This window comes from Pseudomonas sp. No.21, assembly GCF_054558415.1.
The window spans coordinates 115,389-131,143 of the sequence record NZ_BAAJNO010000008.1; the positions used below are offsets into that span (position 1 = coordinate 115,389).

Here is a 15,755-nt window from a genome sequence, read left to right on the forward strand (position 1 = left end):
GCGCTTCTATGACTCACCGCATCATTCATTTCAAACAGTAAGCCTTGCTTGACCCGGAGACCTATCAGGCAATGCTGGCCGACGGCGTTGGTCACTGGGAGCGGCTTGCAGGAGAAGTCGTCGGCATAGAAGACGAAAAAGCCACGAGTTCGCTGCATTGAAAAGCCTGTTCAAGCGCAAGCGGTACTCCTATGACACGCTGGAAATGCGCGAGCCAGGCGATCACTCAAACTGGCTTCGCGGCCGAGATGGTTCAGAAGGTATGACCAACGAGGTCACCAGTATCCCAGGGCTAAAAGAGCTCTCAGAACTGGAGATTTAGTGGGATAGCAGGTCAGCGCTCAAGCGCTGACCTGGGCCGAATAGCCAAGCTCCTGGATGAGTTCGCGGATCGATTCGGCACTTTCTGTGCTCTCAACGGTGACCTTGCCGGCCGCTCGATCCACTTCTACTCGTGCATCCTGATCCAGAGCTTGAATGGCCTTCGTGATTTTGCTCACGCAACTGCCACAGCCCATCCCCGCAACACTCAGACTAAACATGTCTTTCACCTCATTTCGTCCGCGGCTCAAGTTACCGCACGGACAGCATCGACCTTGACACGATGGCAAGGTCAAGCCCGTAAGCGCTACAAAAGGATCAGCCGTTTACCACGGGCGTAAGGATGGGGGTTGGTGAACACACCACGACATGCCTTGCGCCCCTCGTCAGTGCGACGTATAGATTCTGGGGGGTCATAAGCTCAGGATGCAGGACAACCGAGACATCCGCCTCCAGCCCCTTGAGAAGTAATGTGCTGCCTACAGAGCGTCTTGCGATCGGTCGGGCAAGGTGTCTATTGCGCTCTCGCGCTTGAATGGCTGCACTCAGAAAGTCGGCAGCACCTCCCACCACCGCTTGCATTGCAGACCGGCAGCAGTACAGAACCTCCGGTCGGTATACACGTGCCCCGTGCTGCTCAGCGAGCGTATCGATCACACGGAGCGCTTGCCCCAATGTTGGCGCTGCTACGAAATCGATCGCCGCAGCCTCGGCCGCGGTCGGAGGCGTTCGGGCCCTTCCTGCACGCAGCGACTCCACGCGCGTTCGCAGGTTTGCTGCACCTACCCCCGTCATTACGCTGGAAGCAAACTCCACAAGTTGTGCCAGAGCATTGGCACCCTGCAAGTCAAAGTTCCTGGCGAAGTTGACGAGATCTCTCAGGTCGACGGCTTCTACGGCCATGGCACCGGGTGTCTGGCTCGTGAGCTGATGGCGACCTTGCACGTTGATGGAGTCCCCGATGATGAGGACGCTACCCTGAGCGTTGGGAGCTTCGGTTCTCGCGGCCACCAGTCGCTGCTGAACTTCGGTTCCGGCGTTTAGCTGCACCCAACGCACTTCTGCTGGAGCCGTGCGCAGATCCACCGGCTGACCAGCTTGAAGTTGTTGCCTTATGGCGAGCAGCCACTGCCCGAGGTTCTCAGCTCCAGCCAGCCGCCAGCGCCACGGTATCCTCAACTCTCCCGCTGCGGGAAACAGGGGTTGCACCTCATTCGCCCAATGCACCAGTCGATTGCCACGGAAGCTGAATATGGCTTGCATCGGGTCACCGAGCACGCAGGTCGGAAGCACCTGGGCCAAACCAGACACGATGGCGTGCTGGACGACGTTGCAGTCTTGGTACTCGTCGACAAGCAACCGTGCATAGGTGGCGCGAAGGGGCTGAGCGAGGTGACCGGCCTGCAACAACTGCATGGCGGCCTCCCGAATTGCCGGGTAGTCAGTATTGGGTTGATGCAGCTGTAGGATCTGCGGGTTATGGCCGCTTCGCGCTGGGAACTTAGCGATCAGGCGCATCGAGAATCCGTCAATGGTGGAGACTCGATATGCGGAGTTAGGAACACCGGCTCGTCTCAGGCGCGCCCGTAAGGCCGCAACGCCGGCGTTCGTATGTGTCAAGACGAGGATGGGTTTGCTCTGCGTATGCGCGATGAGCGTCTCGGCAATCAATTGCGTTTTTCCACAACCTGCGGGGGCCGTTATGGAGCCACGCTCGATAGCGAAAAGATCAATCTCAGGGGGCACTTGTAAACGTCCAGAGCTGATTCGTGACTGCCATGAAGCCCGGTTCGGCGTTCTGTAAAGACGGACCGACGATGTCCCTTGCAACCTCCTGATAGGTTGTCAGCGACTTGAACCAGCCGCTGTTGCGGATACGGGATGCGGTTCCCAGCAGCTCTCGTCTCTCAGGTGAGTACCCATCCACGAGTCGCTTGGCTCGGATATCGTTCAGCGTCACGCGGCCTTGGGACTTCGTCTGAATGTGTGCGTTCATCAGCTCTGCACCCACTATTGTTTCGGCTTTCGCCAGAAGTGCATCGAGTGCTTGCTCACTGAGATGGCGGAAGATCTCGTCCTCCAACGTGAGGCCTGGTCGCCATGTAAGAATTTGCCCGCCGGCGGCCAAGAATGCTTCAGCGAGCCCCGCGGTCGAAGGCTTGTCGGCATCTACAAAAACCATCACGCGGTAACCCAAGTTCAGAAGTGCTGTTCCCCGGATAAGACTGTTATCGGGGCTTCCCCCGCCGGCGTCCACATACGCGCCGCCATGGGCCAGGAATGAGGTAGCGCCAAGACTGACCCACCATTGGTCAAGGCCACGCGCGAAGCCAACCTCGCTGGCCCCCTCGCAAACGATGATGGATTTGGCGAGGAATGCTTCGGGGTCCTTCCGAAGGGTACTTTGTACCTCGTTGGCTTCCCCAGCTGGCATAACACTGTGGCGCTGAGGTGCTGACCGAACAACGAATAACTGGCTGCCGGACAGCTCGCGCAGCGCGACCGGCGAGTGCGTCGTCATGAACACTTGCAACGGAGCGGCAGCGTCCTTTGCACCCAGCGAGTCCAGGAATCGCATGAGCCGATGAGGTTCAAGCCCGTATTCCACCTCATCAACCAGGGCAATTGGCGCGGCGCTGGCCGCAGCCCTTTGAAGCCCTGCCACTAGCAAGCGTGACGAGCCCGTGCCAAGGGAGCGCAGCGGAATACCTGTTTCACTGTGCAGCGCGATCGCCCCCTCGCCAATCGACACAGAATGTGCGTCAAGGAGCGCCTGAGGCATAGCCCCGACCGAAACGCCAAGATGCTGTGCTGTGCGTTGCACGACCTCAAGCGTCTGGGTCAGATGTTCGGCTGCTTGATTGCCAAAGTTCGCTCTTGCTTGCCTAGCGGCGCGCGCCAGTTCAGCACCAAGCTCGGCGCGCTCATCGGTAAGTCGATTGAGCACTGAGCCACGACTCCACGACAGGTTCGAGCTCGCAAAGCTGCCGATACGGGCGGGCGCTAGTGCCGCTCGTTCTTTCCAGGGAAGAGTGCGTTCAAGTTGCTGCTGCTCCGCGCGCTCGGAGAAAAGTGTCCAAACAGGCTCCAAATCGGCACCAACTTGCAGACGCAAGGTGATGACGGTCTCCAGCCCCGCTCGCGGTTCGTCTTCGACTTCCCCCGTACCGGGATGGAATCCACGCAAGAACTCGCCGTAGACATCGATATCCATCAGCGATAACGGCAGATCGCCAAGCGCCACGCTGATGGTGATGGGTACATCGACGTTTAATGCGAAGAAGTCCATGTCGCCGAACGTGCCGCCTCGGCGGGCGCCGACGCAAAGGTCAATCGCGTCCAGGATGCTGGACTTCCCACTGTCACCCGGACCAATGAGGCAGTTAATTCCGGGGGCCGGCACCCAGTCGAGCGCCTGGATAGACCGGAAGTTGCTAATTTGCAGTCGGCGAATGCGGGCCACGGAGAATCCTCATGGGGTAACGACTGTCAGTCTCCTACTCGCAGCGGGAACGATCCATAGAACGTCCCCTCGTCATCAGGTGATGCGACTGATAGGTCAAGTTGCAAGCTACCGTACGGTATTTTCCGGTCAGATGCGCATTTAAAAAATCGCCCTGCAGGTAGGCACATCGTCTTGTCTAGCAGACTAGCCAACGTCCGTTGCTTTCAACCTAAGCGCATTGAAAACCACCGAGGCTGAACTGACGCTCATTGCCAGAGCAGCGATCAAGGGCGACAGAAGATGTCCTGTCAGCGGATATAGCAGCCCGGCCGCTAGCGGGATTCCCATCGCGTTGTAGAGGAATGCAAAGGCAAGGTTCTGCCTCATGTTCTTCACCGTGGCCACCGACAAGGTGCGCGCCCGCAGGATGCCCATCAGGTCTCCCTTGACCAGGGTCACTTGGGCGCTGTTCATCGCCACGTCGGTGCCCGTGCCCATAGCGATGCCTACGTCGGCCCTGGCCAAGGCCGGCGCATCGTTGATGCCGTCGCCCGCCATGGCAACACGCCGGCCATAGCTCTGCAGTTCGGCGACTAATTTCTCCTTGTCCTGCGGTTTCACCTCGCCATGCACCTCCTCGATGCCTAACTGCTTCGCCACGGCTCTTGCTGTGGTGAGGCCATCGCCAGTGGCCATGATGACCTTCACGTCAGCGTTCTGGAGTTGAGCAACAGCCTGTTGGGAGGTCGGTTTGATTGGATCGGAAACGGCCAGGAGACCCGCCAGGCGACCATCGACGGCCAGATAGATGATGCTGATGCCCTCCAGGCGCAGTTGCTCTGCACGGTTACGCAGCGGAGTAATATCGACGCCCGCCTCCTCCATCAACGCTGTGTTCCCAAGCTGCAGTTGATGGCCATCGACCTGTCCGCGTACACCAATACCTGAGCCAGATTCGAAGGTCTCCGGTTTCACCAGGGCAAGACCCTGTTCACGCGCATGATCGACAATGGCATGCGCCAGCGGATGCTCGCTGCCCTGGTCGAGGCTTGCGGCCAAGCGCAGAACCTCGACCGAGTCGAACGGCCCGGTTCCCTCTGCACTATGAAAGGCCGGCCGCCCCTGCGTCAGTGTCCCGGTCTTGTCGACGATCAAGGTGTCGATTTTGCAGAGGTTCTCGATAGCGCTGGCATCGCGGAACAACACACCGCTGCTGGCGGCCTTGCCGGTCGCGACCATGACCGACATCGGCGTTGCCAAGCCCAGGGCGCATGGGCAGGCAATGATCAGTACGGCCACAGCGTTGATCAGGCCAAATACCCAACCTGATTCCGGCCCGAACACCCCCCAGCCAAAAAATGTCAGGATCGCGATCAGGATCACCCCCACCACGAAATACCCTGCCACGGCATCGGCCATACGCTGCATGGGCGCCTTGGAACGCTGGGCCTTAGCCACCATCTGGACGATCTGCGACAACATGGTTTCGGCGCCCACCTTCTGCGCTTCCATCACCAGGCTGCCGTGGGTGTTCAGGGTGGCACCGATGAGGGTATCCCCTGCCCGCTTGGTGACGGGCACCGGCTCGCCGGTGAGCATCGACTCGTCGACAGCGCTCTCGCCCTCCAGCACGGTGCCATCCACCGGGACTTTTTCGCCCGGCCGGACACGCAAGTGGTCACCCTGATGGACGTGGGTCAGCGGAATATCTTCTTCCTGGCCGTCAGGCCTGATGCGCCGGGCAGTCTTGGGGGCCAATCCCAGCAGTGACTTAATGGCGGCAGAGGTCTGCGAGCGGGCTTTGAGTTCGAGCATCTGGCCCAACAGCGTGAGCGAGATGATCACCGCGGCGGCCTCGAAGTAGACGCCGATGCGTCCATCCTGAACGAAGGCCGCCGGGAACCACTGCGGCACCAGGGTGGCTGCCACGCTGTAGAGGTAGGCGGCTGCAGTTCCTAATCCGATCAGGGTCCACATATTAGGGCTGCGTTGCCGGATGGAGTCTATTCCGCGAGTGAAAAATACCCAGCCACCCCAAAGCGTCACGGGCGTTGCCAGAACCAGCTCAACCCAGTTCTGGGATGTTCCATGGAACAGCTGCAAGGAATGACCAGCCATCGCCAGCACGGTCACGATGACGGTCAATGGCAGGGTCCACCAGAACCGTCGCGAAAAGTCTTTCAGCTCCGGATTTTCTTCGTCCTCCAGCTCTGGAATGACGGGTTCGAGCGTCATCCCACAGATCGGGCAGTTGCCAGGGCTCGGTTGGCGAATCTCGGGATGCATCGGGCAGGTGTATTCAGCCCCCAGTCCTGCCTGAGTTGAGTACTCTGGCGGAGCGGCATGCTGGTGGTGCCCGGCATGCGATTGATGGCTCATGTACTGATGAGGGGCTGCCTGGAACTTCTCCTGGCATTTTGTACTGCAGAACCGATAGGCCCTTCCCTCAAAGTTCTCCTGGTAAGGACTATCAGATTTGACCTCCATGCCACACACCGGATCGCGTGGGCTCTCTGGATGGCCGTGCGAGTGATGTGCATGGCCCTGGTCATGATGGCAGGAGGTCTTTTGCATTCGAGTTACTTCCTATCCTCGTCCTTGGAAACTGCGGCTCCGCTGGAGTGGGAGTGCCCGCCATGATTGTGGCCAAACAGATGCATCAGCGGGCATAGCAGCAGGATGAGGTATGGCAAAGCCTGCGAAAGATGACCGTAATGCTCGCGCGCGACATAGAAGATGCCGATTACGGCCAGCATGATCAGTGCGATGCCAATCTTGCTCTTCCAAAAAGGTGGTTCCGTAGTGCCAGTGTGGTGCGTGTGATCCATGACAATAGCCTCGGTTCAATGACCATAGAATCAGCATAGGTTGCTCTGGCCAGGCAGAGTTGACGCGTATCAATGGAGTTCAGCGTACGGTCACCTTACCGACCATTCCCGACTGATAATGTCCAGGAACATTGCAGGCGAACTCCAGATCAGTAGCGTCGGAGAAGGTCCAGATCAGCTCTTCGCGTGCACCTGGCTCGACCAGAACGCTGTTGGGATCGTCGTGCTCCATGCCGACCATCTTCATGCCGCCCATGGCGTGGTCCATTTTGCTCATGTCATGCGCTGCAGTCGGGGACAGCGTGCCGTTCTGAAACATCGCAGCCATCTCTTTCTGATGCGCAGCATGGGATGCCGCTTTGCCAAGGTTGAACTCGTGCAGCAGGGCTCCCTCGTTCAGCAGTACGAAGCGAACCGTCTCGCCCGCCTTGATTTCCATTGCCTTGGGTTCAAAGAAGATGTCCCCCATCCGTACCTCGATGGTGCGATCTACTGCCTGACTATCTCCCGACTGGCCGATGCTGTCTTTGTTGTGGCCCGGGCTGGCCATCGCGTTGGCTGCGCTGAGCAGCAAACCCACGGTGGTGATCAAAGAAAGGGATTTGAGTTTCATGGTATGCCTCTGGGGTAGTTAGGAGGTATGCGCCCCTATGCTGATTAAGTGCAGCTGCCGGCACGCTGACGCGAAAACTACATTGCAGTAAGGTTTTGTCAGATAGGTGCCGGCCAGCCCTCGGCCAATGGGTAGCACCGGTGCCGATCTAACGCAGGGCGAAATCACCTACCATTCCTGCCTGGTAATGCCCAGGCAACGTGCAGGCAAAACTCAAGGCCCCGGCCTGTGGGAATGTCCAAACGAACTCTTTGGTCGTGCCGGGCTCAACGAGAATGGCGTTCGCGTCTTCATGCTTGGCTTTGATGACCTCCGGATACCCGGGAGGATTGGAGTCTCCCGTGCCATAACGCTCATGCCAGACAATGCTTTCGGCCATACCGGTCGGTGTCAGCGTGCCGTCCTTGAACAAGGCCGCCATCTTGCGTTGGTGCGCCAGTTGGGACGCCGCTTGCCCTATGTTGAACTCGTGCATCAATGCGCCCTCGTTCTTCAGAACGAAGCGCACGGTCTCGCCGGGCTTTACGTTGATTGTCTTCTGGTTGTAGTTGATGTCGTCCATCTTCACCAAGATGGTACGAGTCGCCGGCGTCGCTTTGGCTTGTTGCCCAAAATCACTTCCACTGGGCTCGGCAATTGCCGGAATAGCAGTGCTGATGAACAGCGTGCTGATCAGTAACTTAAGGGGTAGGCGTTTCATGGTGAGACCTCGCTGGGATGCTGGAAATCTCATGCTATTACCCGCTTGCTGCCAGACCGCTGACCCCAAAACTACAATTGCGTCAGCTGGGAAAAAACACGGCGCCATAGAGGCGCCGCTGGCCAAAGGAGCAATCACGGAAGGCCTGGAAAATGGGGGAACCCTTACGGATGGCACTCTTTGTCGGCCATCATCAGCTTGTGCTCGCGAATCATTTGGCCCAGCACGTCGTCTACCAGCTTGTCATGCTTTTCCATCCAGGCCAGATGCTCTTCGGTGGACATACCTGGAGCAGGATGTTCGTCATGCAGCTGACTCATAATGTTTTCGAGCATTTTCATGTGCTCCTGCATGTGCACATGTCGCTCGCTGGCTGGGGCCTTCTCCGCCTGGATCAGCACAGCTTCTGCTTTGTCGCGCATCTGCTGGATGCGTTCGAATACTCGATCGCTGCCCCCTTCGGCCCAAGCCATAGAAGACAGCAGTAGCGAACCAACCAGAAGCAAAGGTTTCAGCGATTTCATGGGGCAGTCTCCATCAGTGCAAACTATGGCCGGCACCTCTGCTTTTGGTCTGTCGAGGGCCGAGAGCACAACCTAGTGCTCATGTTTGCACCCTAGACAAGCCACCCTGTCAGCGACCTGAAACCAGGATTACATTTTCGTAAGCTTCTGGTTGGTGCCGCTGTTTGCCTGCAAACTCTGGCCACCCGTTTTTTGGAGTCTGCTCGCATGAAACTTCTGGTAGCTGAAGATGAACCCAAAACCGGTGCATATCTGCAGCAAGGCCTCACCGAAGCGGGATTCAATGTCGACCGGGTTATGACCGGTACAGATGCGCTACAGCACGCGCTGAGTGAGCCCTATGACCTGCTGATCCTGGATGTGATGATGCCGGGGCTGGACGGCTGGGAAGTGCTGCGCATGGTGCGCGCCGCCGGAAAAGACGTCCCAGTGCTGTTCCTGACCGCACGCGATGGTGTTGAGGATCGCGTTAAAGGGTTGGAACTGGGCGCGGATGACTACCTGATCAAGCCATTTGCTTTCTCAGAGCTTCTGGCCAGGGTCAGAACGCTGCTGCGCAGAGGCAATGGCTCACCCACGCAAACCACCATGAAAATTGCCGATCTGGAAGTCGACCTGATGAAGCGGCGCGCGGTCCGGGGTGGGAAAAGAATTGACCTGACGGCGAAGGAGTTTTCACTGCTGGAGCTGCTACTGCGCCGGCGTGGCGAAGTGCTCCCGAAATCTCTGATTGCTTCCCAGGTGTGGGACATGAACTTCGACAGCGACACCAACGTCATTGAGGTCGCTGTACGTCGGCTGCGCGCCAAGATCGATGACGATTTCGATCTCAAGCTGATCCATACCGCCCGCGGCATGGGGTACATGATGGATGCGCCGGAGTGAATATGAAGCACCTCTCGCTGACCGCCCGCATGAGCTTGATGTTCATGTCCGCGGTGATTGCCGTCCTGACACTAGCGGGGCTGAGTTTCAACATGCTCAGCCAGCACCACTTCAAGATGCTGGACCGGCAGGCCCTGGTGGAAAAACTCGAATCAGCCAAACATATTCTCAACAATGCTCGCAGCGGAGCTAGCCTCTCCGAGGAGTTACCGCAGTTGCGAGCCTTACTGGGGGCGCATCAGGATCTGGCCGCAACCATCCTGGCCGGCGACGGCGCAGTGCTCTTTTCCGACCCCAGAGCAGTCGAAGTGCCCGAACGTTTCAGGCTAGCCGATGAGCAGAGCATGTGGGAGTGGCAGAAAGACGAGCACATGTACCGGGGCATGACGGCTCAAATCTCTGTGACAGACCAACCCGAACCGCTTACAGCTCTGCTGATTCTCGATGTCACCAATCACACACACTTTTTCGACACGCTGCAGCGATGGTTCTGGATTGGATTGGTCATCAGTGCCTTGGTCAGTGCAGCGCTTGGCTGGGTGGTTGCTCGCAGTGGCCTCAGGCCGCTGCGACAGGTCACTCGCGTGGCCACCGGGATGTCCGCCCGTTCATTGCAGGAACGAATCCCTCTAGAACCAGTGCCACAGGAACTTCAGCAGTTGGTACTGTCCTTCAACGCGATGCTGGCCCGACTTGAAGAGGCCTTCATTCGACTCTCCAATTTCTCTGCTGACATCGCACACGAGCTGCGCACGCCCGTAAGCAACCTGATGACCCACACTGAAGTCGTGCTGAGCAAGAAGCGTGATATCAATGCCTACGAGGAGAATCTGTACTCGAACCTGGAGGAATTGAAGCGCATGTCTCGCATGATCGATGACATGCTGTTCCTGGCCAAGGCTGATAATGGCCTGATCATCCCAGAGCAGGCCAGGATCGAACTGGCTGACGTAATCTTCAAACTGTTTGACTACTACCACCTCCTGGCCGAAGAGCGCGGCATTGAACTTTCGCTCACAGGCAAAGGCCAAGTGCTAGGAGATCGGCTGATGCTTGATCGAGCGCTGTCCAACTTGCTGTCCAATGCGCTGCGTTACACGCCGGCGGGAAAGAGAATTTCGGTTCTGATCCGCCAGACAGCGGACTCAACTACCTTCAGCATCGAGAACCCAGGGAACACAATCAGCTCGGAGCATCTAGAGAAACTCTTCGACCGCTTTTACCGGGTAGACCCTGCTCGACGCGAAGGTAGCCCGAGCAATGCCGGGCTCGGGCTTGCCATCACCCGATCCATAATCGAGGCTCACAAAGGCCGCATTTGGTGTACTTCAGCGGCTGGCCTCACGGGCTTTCACATTGAACTCCCCCATCCCAGCTGATGTCGGTCTGCCGGTAAGTAGACTACAGCAGACAGCTAGCCCAACTTGACAGAGCGAGCTCAGGTGCAATTCGACCGAGCGCAGATGGCTTTCGCCATCCAGGCAGGCAATGAGCGGTGAGCTGACACTAGAGCCCGCCATTCGGTCGCGGTAGGGATGGCAGTTACCTGCCACCCCCCGCACAGATCCGTACGTGCGGAACTACCGCATACGGCTCCTGCCTCAGGTTCGTGACGCGAAGCGTTCCTCCGGATAGGGATGTGCAGTTCTGGGCTTCGGTATGTAGATGTCTGCGAGACGACCAAAGCGTGACCACTGGAGTCGGTTAGGGGCCATGCCGAGATAAGGCAAAAATTAGGACATTCGTTCTGTAAGTCTATGATTCTAAAATTTTTCTATCCACACCCCCAAGCTGCTGATCACCCGCCGTCTGGCTAGCCGTCTATGCTGATTCTTTTGCCTTGCTTGGGGGATGTGCTCAATGGCTTCGGTGGAAAGAACAGCCTACCCGATCTTGCCCAGTCAGCTACCGACCAAGGAGCTTCATCGAAGCTATTCCCTGTCTGATTCAGAGATCGAATGGGTCAACAACACCGCTAAGAGTCCAGCGCTCTCGATTGGGCTGGCAATCCAGTTAAAGGTGTTTCAGCAACTGCACTATTTCGTTCCGTTCGAGGAGCTTCCTCAGGAACTCATCAGTCATGTCCGGCAATGCCTCCGCTACGGGGCACGAATAGCTCCGCGCTATAGCAATCCCCGCACCCTTTACCGGCACCAAGCAGCGGTACGGCAGTACCTGCAGGTGACCCCCTTCTACAGCAGCGACGGGCTAGTAGTCACTGAGCAGATCGCACGTGACTGCGCTGCAATTCTTGAGCAGCGAGTCGATCTCATCAATGCCATGCTTGATGAGCTTATTCAGCGTCGCTATGAGCTTCCGGCTTATTCGACGCTCAACAACCTCGCAGAAACCGCCTTGGCGAGTGCTCAGGAAGTTACCTTCAACCTAGTTGTAACTCGCGCGCCAATCGAGGTGATCTACAAGCTGAAGGAGCTGCTAGAAACCGACTTCGGCCGTCGCCAGAGCGATTTCAATGCCCTGAAACAGGCGCCCAAGAAGCCCTCCCGCAAACACTTGGAAGTACTGATCGATCACTTGGCCTGGCTGGAAAGCTTCGGGAATCTCGACGCTATATTTGAGGGCATCGTCGATACCAAGATCCGCCACTTCGCTGCCCAAGCAGCAGCATCGGACGTCTCCGAGCTGAAGGACTGCTCGCTACCGAAACGCTACACGCTGATGCTGGCTTTGATCTATCGCATGCGCGTGCGGACACGGGATCACCTGGCCGAGATGTTCATTCGGCGGATATCGACGATCCACAAACGTGCCAAGGAGGAACTGGAGCAAATCCATACGCGACAACGCCAGAAGCTGGAGCAGTTAGCGGCGACCCTGGACGGCGTGGTGCAGATTCTGGTTCAAGAACCGGATGACCAGGAAGCTGGCAGCCTGATTCGCGAATACCTCTCCCCCGATGGCAATCTGGATCGGTTGCGTGAGACTTGCGCCGAAGTCCAAGCTACCGGCGGTAATAACTACCTGCCGCTGATCTGGAAGCACTTCAGGTCCCATCGATCGCTGTTGTTCCGTCTCAGTCACCTTCTCCAACTGGAGCCCACAACTCAGGATCGGTCGCTGATTCAGGCACTTCAGCTGATCCAGGACAGCGAAAATCTACACCGTGAATGGATCGACGAGCACGTCGATTTGTCGTTTGCGTCGGAGCGCTGGGTCAAGGTCGTTCGTCGCCCTTCCAGTGAGGGGCCACCGACCAACCGGCGCTTTCTGGAGGTTTGCGTTTTCTCCTACCTGGCCAGCGAGCTGCGATCCGGTGACATGTGCGTACAAGGGTCGGAATCCTTCGCCGACTATCGCAAGCAGTTGCTGCCCTGGGAAGAATGTCTCCAGCGACTACCGGCTTACTGCGAAAAGGTGGGGCTGCCTGGTACGGCGATGGAATTTGTTGCCTCCCTTAAAACCCAGTTGGAGGAAACCGCGCAGCAGCTGGATGAAAAATTCCCAGCTTGCCGAGGTGACGTATCGATCAATGAAGCCGGCGAGCCTGTGCTGCGCCGAGTGACCGCGCGCGACATCCCGCCATCGGCCATATCGCTGCAGACAGCGCTCATGCAGCGCATGCCGGCCAGGCACGTGCTCGACATCATGGCCAACATAGAGCATTGGATTCAGTTCACTCGGCATTTCGGGCCGATGTCCGGGAACGAGCCGAAGCTTAAAGATCCGGCCGAGCGTTACCTGATGACGATCTTCGCCATGGGCTGCAACCTAGGCCCGAACCAGGCCGCGCGGCATCTGGCCGGTAATGTCACGCCGCACATGCTCTCCTATACCAATCGCCGTCACCTCTCGCTGGAGAAGTTGGACAAAGCTAACCGCGAGCTGGTGGAACTCTACCTGCAGCTCGACCTGCCCAAGCTCTGGGGCGACGGCAAAGCGGTGGCCGCGGACGGTACGCAGTTTGACTTCTATGACGACAACCTGCTGGCCGGCTATCACTTCCGCTACCGCAAGATGGGGGCTGTGGCGTACCGGCATGTGGCCAATAACTACATCGCAGTGTTCCAGCACTTCATCCCGCCGGGCATCTGGGAGGCGATCTATGTGATCGAGGGGCTGCTAAAGGCTGATCTCAGTGTCGAGGCAGACACTGTGTATTCCGATACTCAGGGGCAATCGGCGACGGTCTTTGCCTTCACCCATCTGCTGGGCATTAATCTGATGCCACGTATTCGCAACTGGCGCGAGCTGGTGATGTGCCGACCGGATCGCGGCGCCTCGTACAAGCATATCAACCGCCTGTTCACCGACACTGCCGACTGGAACCTGATCGAAACCCACTGGCAAGATCTGATGCAGGTCGCACTATCGATCCAGGCCGGCAAAATCTCCTCGCCTATGCTGCTGCGAAAACTCGGTTCCTACAGCCGGCGCAACAAGCTCTACCATGCGGCACAGGCACTGGGCAGCGTGATCCGTACAATCTTCCTGCTCAACTGGATCGGCAGTCGCGAGTTGCGCCAGGAGGTCACCGCGAACACCAACAAGATCGAGTCCTACAACGGATTCTCCAAGTGGTTGTCCTTCGGCGGCGATGTGATTGCTGAGAACGATCCGGACGAGCAGCAGAAACGGCTGCGCTACAACGACATGGTGGCCTCGTCGGTGATCCTGCAGAACACTGTGGACATGATGCGCATCCTGCAGAAACTGGCCCGCGAGGGCTGGCAGTTCACTGATGAGGACGTGTCGTTCCTCAGTCCCTACCTGACCAGCAACGTCAAGCGCTTCGGCGAGTTCAACCTCAAGCTCAATCGGCCACCGGAGCCTTGGATCAAGGATTCGGTGTTTCAACAAGCCGCCGGCTCGCTGCGAGTCAGCACGACCCGCCAGGCCGATACCGAGATGGCCACATGATCAACATACCTCCCGCATCCTTTCGCGTTACGCCGTGTGGAGAGGTGGACGCCGCGGCATTGGACAAGCTGCGCAACAGCTTCGACACGTCACAGCTACTCGGACTGGTCGATCGACTGGAAACTAGTCTGGCTGAGGTGGGTGGGATGATTGCGCTACGCGACGACTTGCTGAAGCTGCATACGATGGCCCTGGCGTTGGTCGAAGGCACTCTACCACCGGTTACAACCGAGGAATCCTGCGTCTGGGAGGTAGCCGAATCAGTGCTGTTAGATCTTGAGACTTTGAACTCTTGGATTCGCACTGCTCAGATGATGATCGCGCCGTTGGTCGATCTGGTGCCAGAGCATAGAGTCAGTGAGTTGCCAGATCGCGAAGGCAAGTGAGCAGGTAATTACCTGAGATAGATCAGCGTTCTGACTGACTCGGGCTTTTACACTGTGCAATCGATCCGATTGGAGTCCCTCAGTGGAAGCTCGCTCTGAAAATAAGTGGGATGTAGTCATCATCGGCGGCGGCCAAGCCGCGTTGGCCACCGCGTACTTTCTGCGGCGCACGGGGTTGTCGTTTGTGATGCTCGATGCCGAGGATGGCCCCGGCGGGGCCTGGCGTCATGGCTGGGACTCCTTGCGACTGTTTTCGCCGGCGACTTGGAGTTCGATTGCCGGCTGGATGATGCCGCCAGTTCAAGAGGGTTACCCCACACGTGATCACGTCATCGACTACCTGACACGCTATGAGGCGCGCTACCGGCTCCCGGTCGAGCGCCCCGTGCAAGTCACCTCGGTCGAGCGCATCAATGGCGCGCTGCGCGTCCATGCCGAGCAAGGGCATTGGGATGCAAAGTCGGTGGTCAGCGCCGCTGGTACCTGGAGCAATCCTCATATCCCAAGCTATACGGGTATCGAGTTGTTCCGCGGCCAGCAGTTGCATTCGGCCCACTATGTCGAGGCCCAGCCGTTCGCAGGCAAACGGGTGCTGGTGGTAGGCGGTGGAAACTCCGGGGCACAGATCCTGGCAGAGGTCTCCAAAGTGGCCGACGCCACCTGGGTGACGCCCACCGAGCCGCTGTTTCTGCCCGACGATGTCGATGGTCGTGTGTTGTTCGAGCGAGCGACCGACCGCTGGAAAGCCCAGCAGGAAGGTCGCGTCATCGAACAACCAGTGGGCGGGCTGGGCGATGTGGTGATGGTACCGCCCGTGGTCGAAGCGCGTGAACGTGGCGTCTTGCACGCAGTGCGCCCCTTCACACGCTTCACCCGTAATGGTGTGGTTTGGCCCGATGGCACGGAGACCATGGTCGATGCAGTGATCTGGTGCACCGGCTTCAAACCCGCGCTGGGCCACCTGGCCAACCTGGGGCTGATCAACGATGAGGGGCGAGTCGAGGTTGAGGGGACTCGCGCCGCCCACGAACCCAGGCTCTGGCTGGTGGGCTACGAAGAATGGACGGGATCGGCTTCAGCAACCTTGATCGGGGTGACCCGCACGGCACGCAGCACGGCAACCGAGATCGAGCAGTTTTTGGCAACGGCGGAGGCCTGAAAGCCTCCGCTCTAAG

At 58.2% G+C, this 15,755-nt stretch carries 14 protein-coding genes; 6 read left to right on the top strand and 8 right to left on the bottom strand.

Annotation, left to right across the window (positions count from 1 at the left end; translation table 11 throughout):
• Positions 1 to 157: 157 nt before the first annotated feature.
• On the top strand, positions 158 to 322 hold the full coding sequence (locus ACYJSS_RS17930; protein ID WP_172424713.1) for a hypothetical protein: 165 nt from the start codon (positions 158 to 160) through the stop codon (positions 320 to 322).
• A 19-nt stretch (positions 323 to 341) separates the two neighbouring features.
• On the opposite strand, the gene ACYJSS_RS17935 is transcribed toward ACYJSS_RS17930, so the two are convergent.
• The 8 genes from ACYJSS_RS17935 to ACYJSS_RS17970 all read right to left on the bottom strand — a co-directional run bounded on the left by ACYJSS_RS17935 (position 342) and on the right by ACYJSS_RS17970 (position 8,431).
• Positions 342 to 542, bottom strand: a complete 201-nt coding sequence (locus ACYJSS_RS17935; RefSeq protein WP_003246756.1) for a heavy-metal-associated domain-containing protein — start codon at positions 540 to 542, stop codon at positions 342 to 344.
• A 97-nt stretch (positions 543 to 639) separates the two neighbouring features.
• Positions 640 to 2,067, bottom strand: coding sequence for a UvrD-helicase domain-containing protein (locus tag ACYJSS_RS17940; protein ID WP_033725463.1), 1,428 nt, complete (start codon positions 2,065 to 2,067; stop codon positions 640 to 642).
• On the bottom strand, positions 2,057 to 3,784 hold the full coding sequence (locus tag ACYJSS_RS17945) for an ATP-dependent nuclease (RefSeq protein WP_043242879.1): 1,728 nt from the start codon (positions 3,782 to 3,784) through the stop codon (positions 2,057 to 2,059). The genes ACYJSS_RS17940 and ACYJSS_RS17945 overlap by 11 nt, the downstream gene beginning before the upstream one ends.
• A gap of 186 nt (positions 3,785 to 3,970) precedes the next feature.
• Positions 3,971 to 6,340 carry a heavy metal translocating P-type ATPase gene (locus ACYJSS_RS17950; RefSeq protein WP_081711492.1) on the bottom strand — a complete coding sequence of 790 codons (2,370 nt, stop codon included), beginning with the start codon at positions 6,338 to 6,340 and terminating at the stop codon, positions 3,971 to 3,973.
• 5 nt (positions 6,341 to 6,345) lie between these two features.
• Complete coding sequence (locus ACYJSS_RS17955) at positions 6,346 to 6,594, bottom strand: DUF2933 domain-containing protein (protein WP_009686142.1); 249 nt, start codon at positions 6,592 to 6,594, stop codon at positions 6,346 to 6,348.
• Between the two features lie 79 nt (positions 6,595 to 6,673).
• Positions 6,674 to 7,207, bottom strand: coding sequence for a cupredoxin domain-containing protein (locus tag ACYJSS_RS17960; RefSeq protein ID WP_068827119.1), 534 nt, complete (start codon positions 7,205 to 7,207; stop codon positions 6,674 to 6,676).
• Between the two features lie 148 nt (positions 7,208 to 7,355).
• Complete coding sequence (locus tag ACYJSS_RS17965) at positions 7,356 to 7,907, bottom strand: cupredoxin domain-containing protein (RefSeq protein WP_236204896.1); 552 nt, start codon at positions 7,905 to 7,907, stop codon at positions 7,356 to 7,358.
• Positions 7,908 to 8,071: 164 nt separating this feature from the next.
• Positions 8,072 to 8,431: a co-regulatory protein PtrA N-terminal domain-containing protein gene (locus tag ACYJSS_RS17970; protein ID WP_068827124.1), complete on the bottom strand. Its 360-nt coding sequence runs from the start codon at positions 8,429 to 8,431 to the stop codon at positions 8,072 to 8,074.
• 207 nt (positions 8,432 to 8,638) lie between these two features.
• On the opposite strand from ACYJSS_RS17970, the gene ACYJSS_RS17975 reads away from it, so the two are divergent.
• The 5 genes from ACYJSS_RS17975 to ACYJSS_RS17995 all read left to right on the top strand — a co-directional run bounded on the left by ACYJSS_RS17975 (position 8,639) and on the right by ACYJSS_RS17995 (position 15,739).
• The gene (locus ACYJSS_RS17975) at positions 8,639 to 9,316 is read left to right on the top strand and encodes a heavy metal response regulator transcription factor (protein ID WP_003452340.1); all 678 of its coding nucleotides are present in this window, start codon (positions 8,639 to 8,641) and stop codon (positions 9,314 to 9,316) included.
• A 2-nt stretch (positions 9,317 to 9,318) separates the two neighbouring features.
• Entirely contained in the window at positions 9,319 to 10,695 is a 1,377-nt protein-coding gene (locus ACYJSS_RS17980) for a heavy metal sensor histidine kinase (RefSeq protein WP_236204895.1), read from the top strand.
• Between the two features lie 481 nt (positions 10,696 to 11,176).
• Positions 11,177 to 14,194, top strand: a complete 3,018-nt coding sequence (locus tag ACYJSS_RS17985; protein ID WP_134293816.1) for a Tn3 family transposase — start codon at positions 11,177 to 11,179, stop codon at positions 14,192 to 14,194.
• The gene (gene tnpC, locus ACYJSS_RS17990) at positions 14,191 to 14,580 is read left to right on the top strand and encodes a Tn3 family transposase post-transcriptional regulator TnpC (RefSeq protein ID WP_134293817.1); all 390 of its coding nucleotides are present in this window, start codon (positions 14,191 to 14,193) and stop codon (positions 14,578 to 14,580) included. The genes ACYJSS_RS17985 and tnpC overlap by 4 nt, the downstream gene beginning before the upstream one ends.
• Before the next feature lie 82 nt (positions 14,581 to 14,662).
• Positions 14,663 to 15,739, top strand: a complete 1,077-nt coding sequence (locus ACYJSS_RS17995; protein ID WP_236204894.1) for an ArsO family NAD(P)H-dependent flavin-containing monooxygenase — start codon at positions 14,663 to 14,665, stop codon at positions 15,737 to 15,739.
• Positions 15,740 to 15,755: the final 16 nt, after the last annotated feature.

Excerpts from the sequence above, each read along its gene's own strand:
- ACYJSS_RS17975 (WP_003452340.1), top strand. The coding sequence starts at position 8,639 with ATGAAACTTCTGGTAGCTGAAGATGAACCCAAAACCGGTGCATATCTG.
- ACYJSS_RS17955 (WP_009686142.1), bottom strand. The coding sequence starts at position 6,594 with ATGGATCACACGCACCACACTGGCACTACGGAACCACCTTTTTGGAAG.
- ACYJSS_RS17965 (WP_236204896.1), bottom strand. The coding sequence starts at position 7,907 with ATGAAACGCCTACCCCTTAAGTTACTGATCAGCACGCTGTTCATCAGC.
- ACYJSS_RS17980 (WP_236204895.1), top strand. The coding sequence starts at position 9,319 with ATGAAGCACCTCTCGCTGACCGCCCGCATGAGCTTGATGTTCATGTCC.
- tnpC (WP_134293817.1), top strand. The coding sequence starts at position 14,191 with ATGATCAACATACCTCCCGCATCCTTTCGCGTTACGCCGTGTGGAGAG.
- ACYJSS_RS17960 (WP_068827119.1), bottom strand. The coding sequence starts at position 7,207 with ATGAAACTCAAATCCCTTTCTTTGATCACCACCGTGGGTTTGCTGCTC.
- ACYJSS_RS17970 (WP_068827124.1), bottom strand. The coding sequence starts at position 8,431 with ATGAAATCGCTGAAACCTTTGCTTCTGGTTGGTTCGCTACTGCTGTCT.
- ACYJSS_RS17985 (WP_134293816.1), top strand. The coding sequence starts at position 11,177 with ATGGCTTCGGTGGAAAGAACAGCCTACCCGATCTTGCCCAGTCAGCTA.
- ACYJSS_RS17935 (WP_003246756.1), bottom strand. The coding sequence starts at position 542 with ATGTTTAGTCTGAGTGTTGCGGGGATGGGCTGTGGCAGTTGCGTGAGC.
- ACYJSS_RS17950 (WP_081711492.1), bottom strand. The coding sequence starts at position 6,340 with ATGCAAAAGACCTCCTGCCATCATGACCAGGGCCATGCACATCACTCG.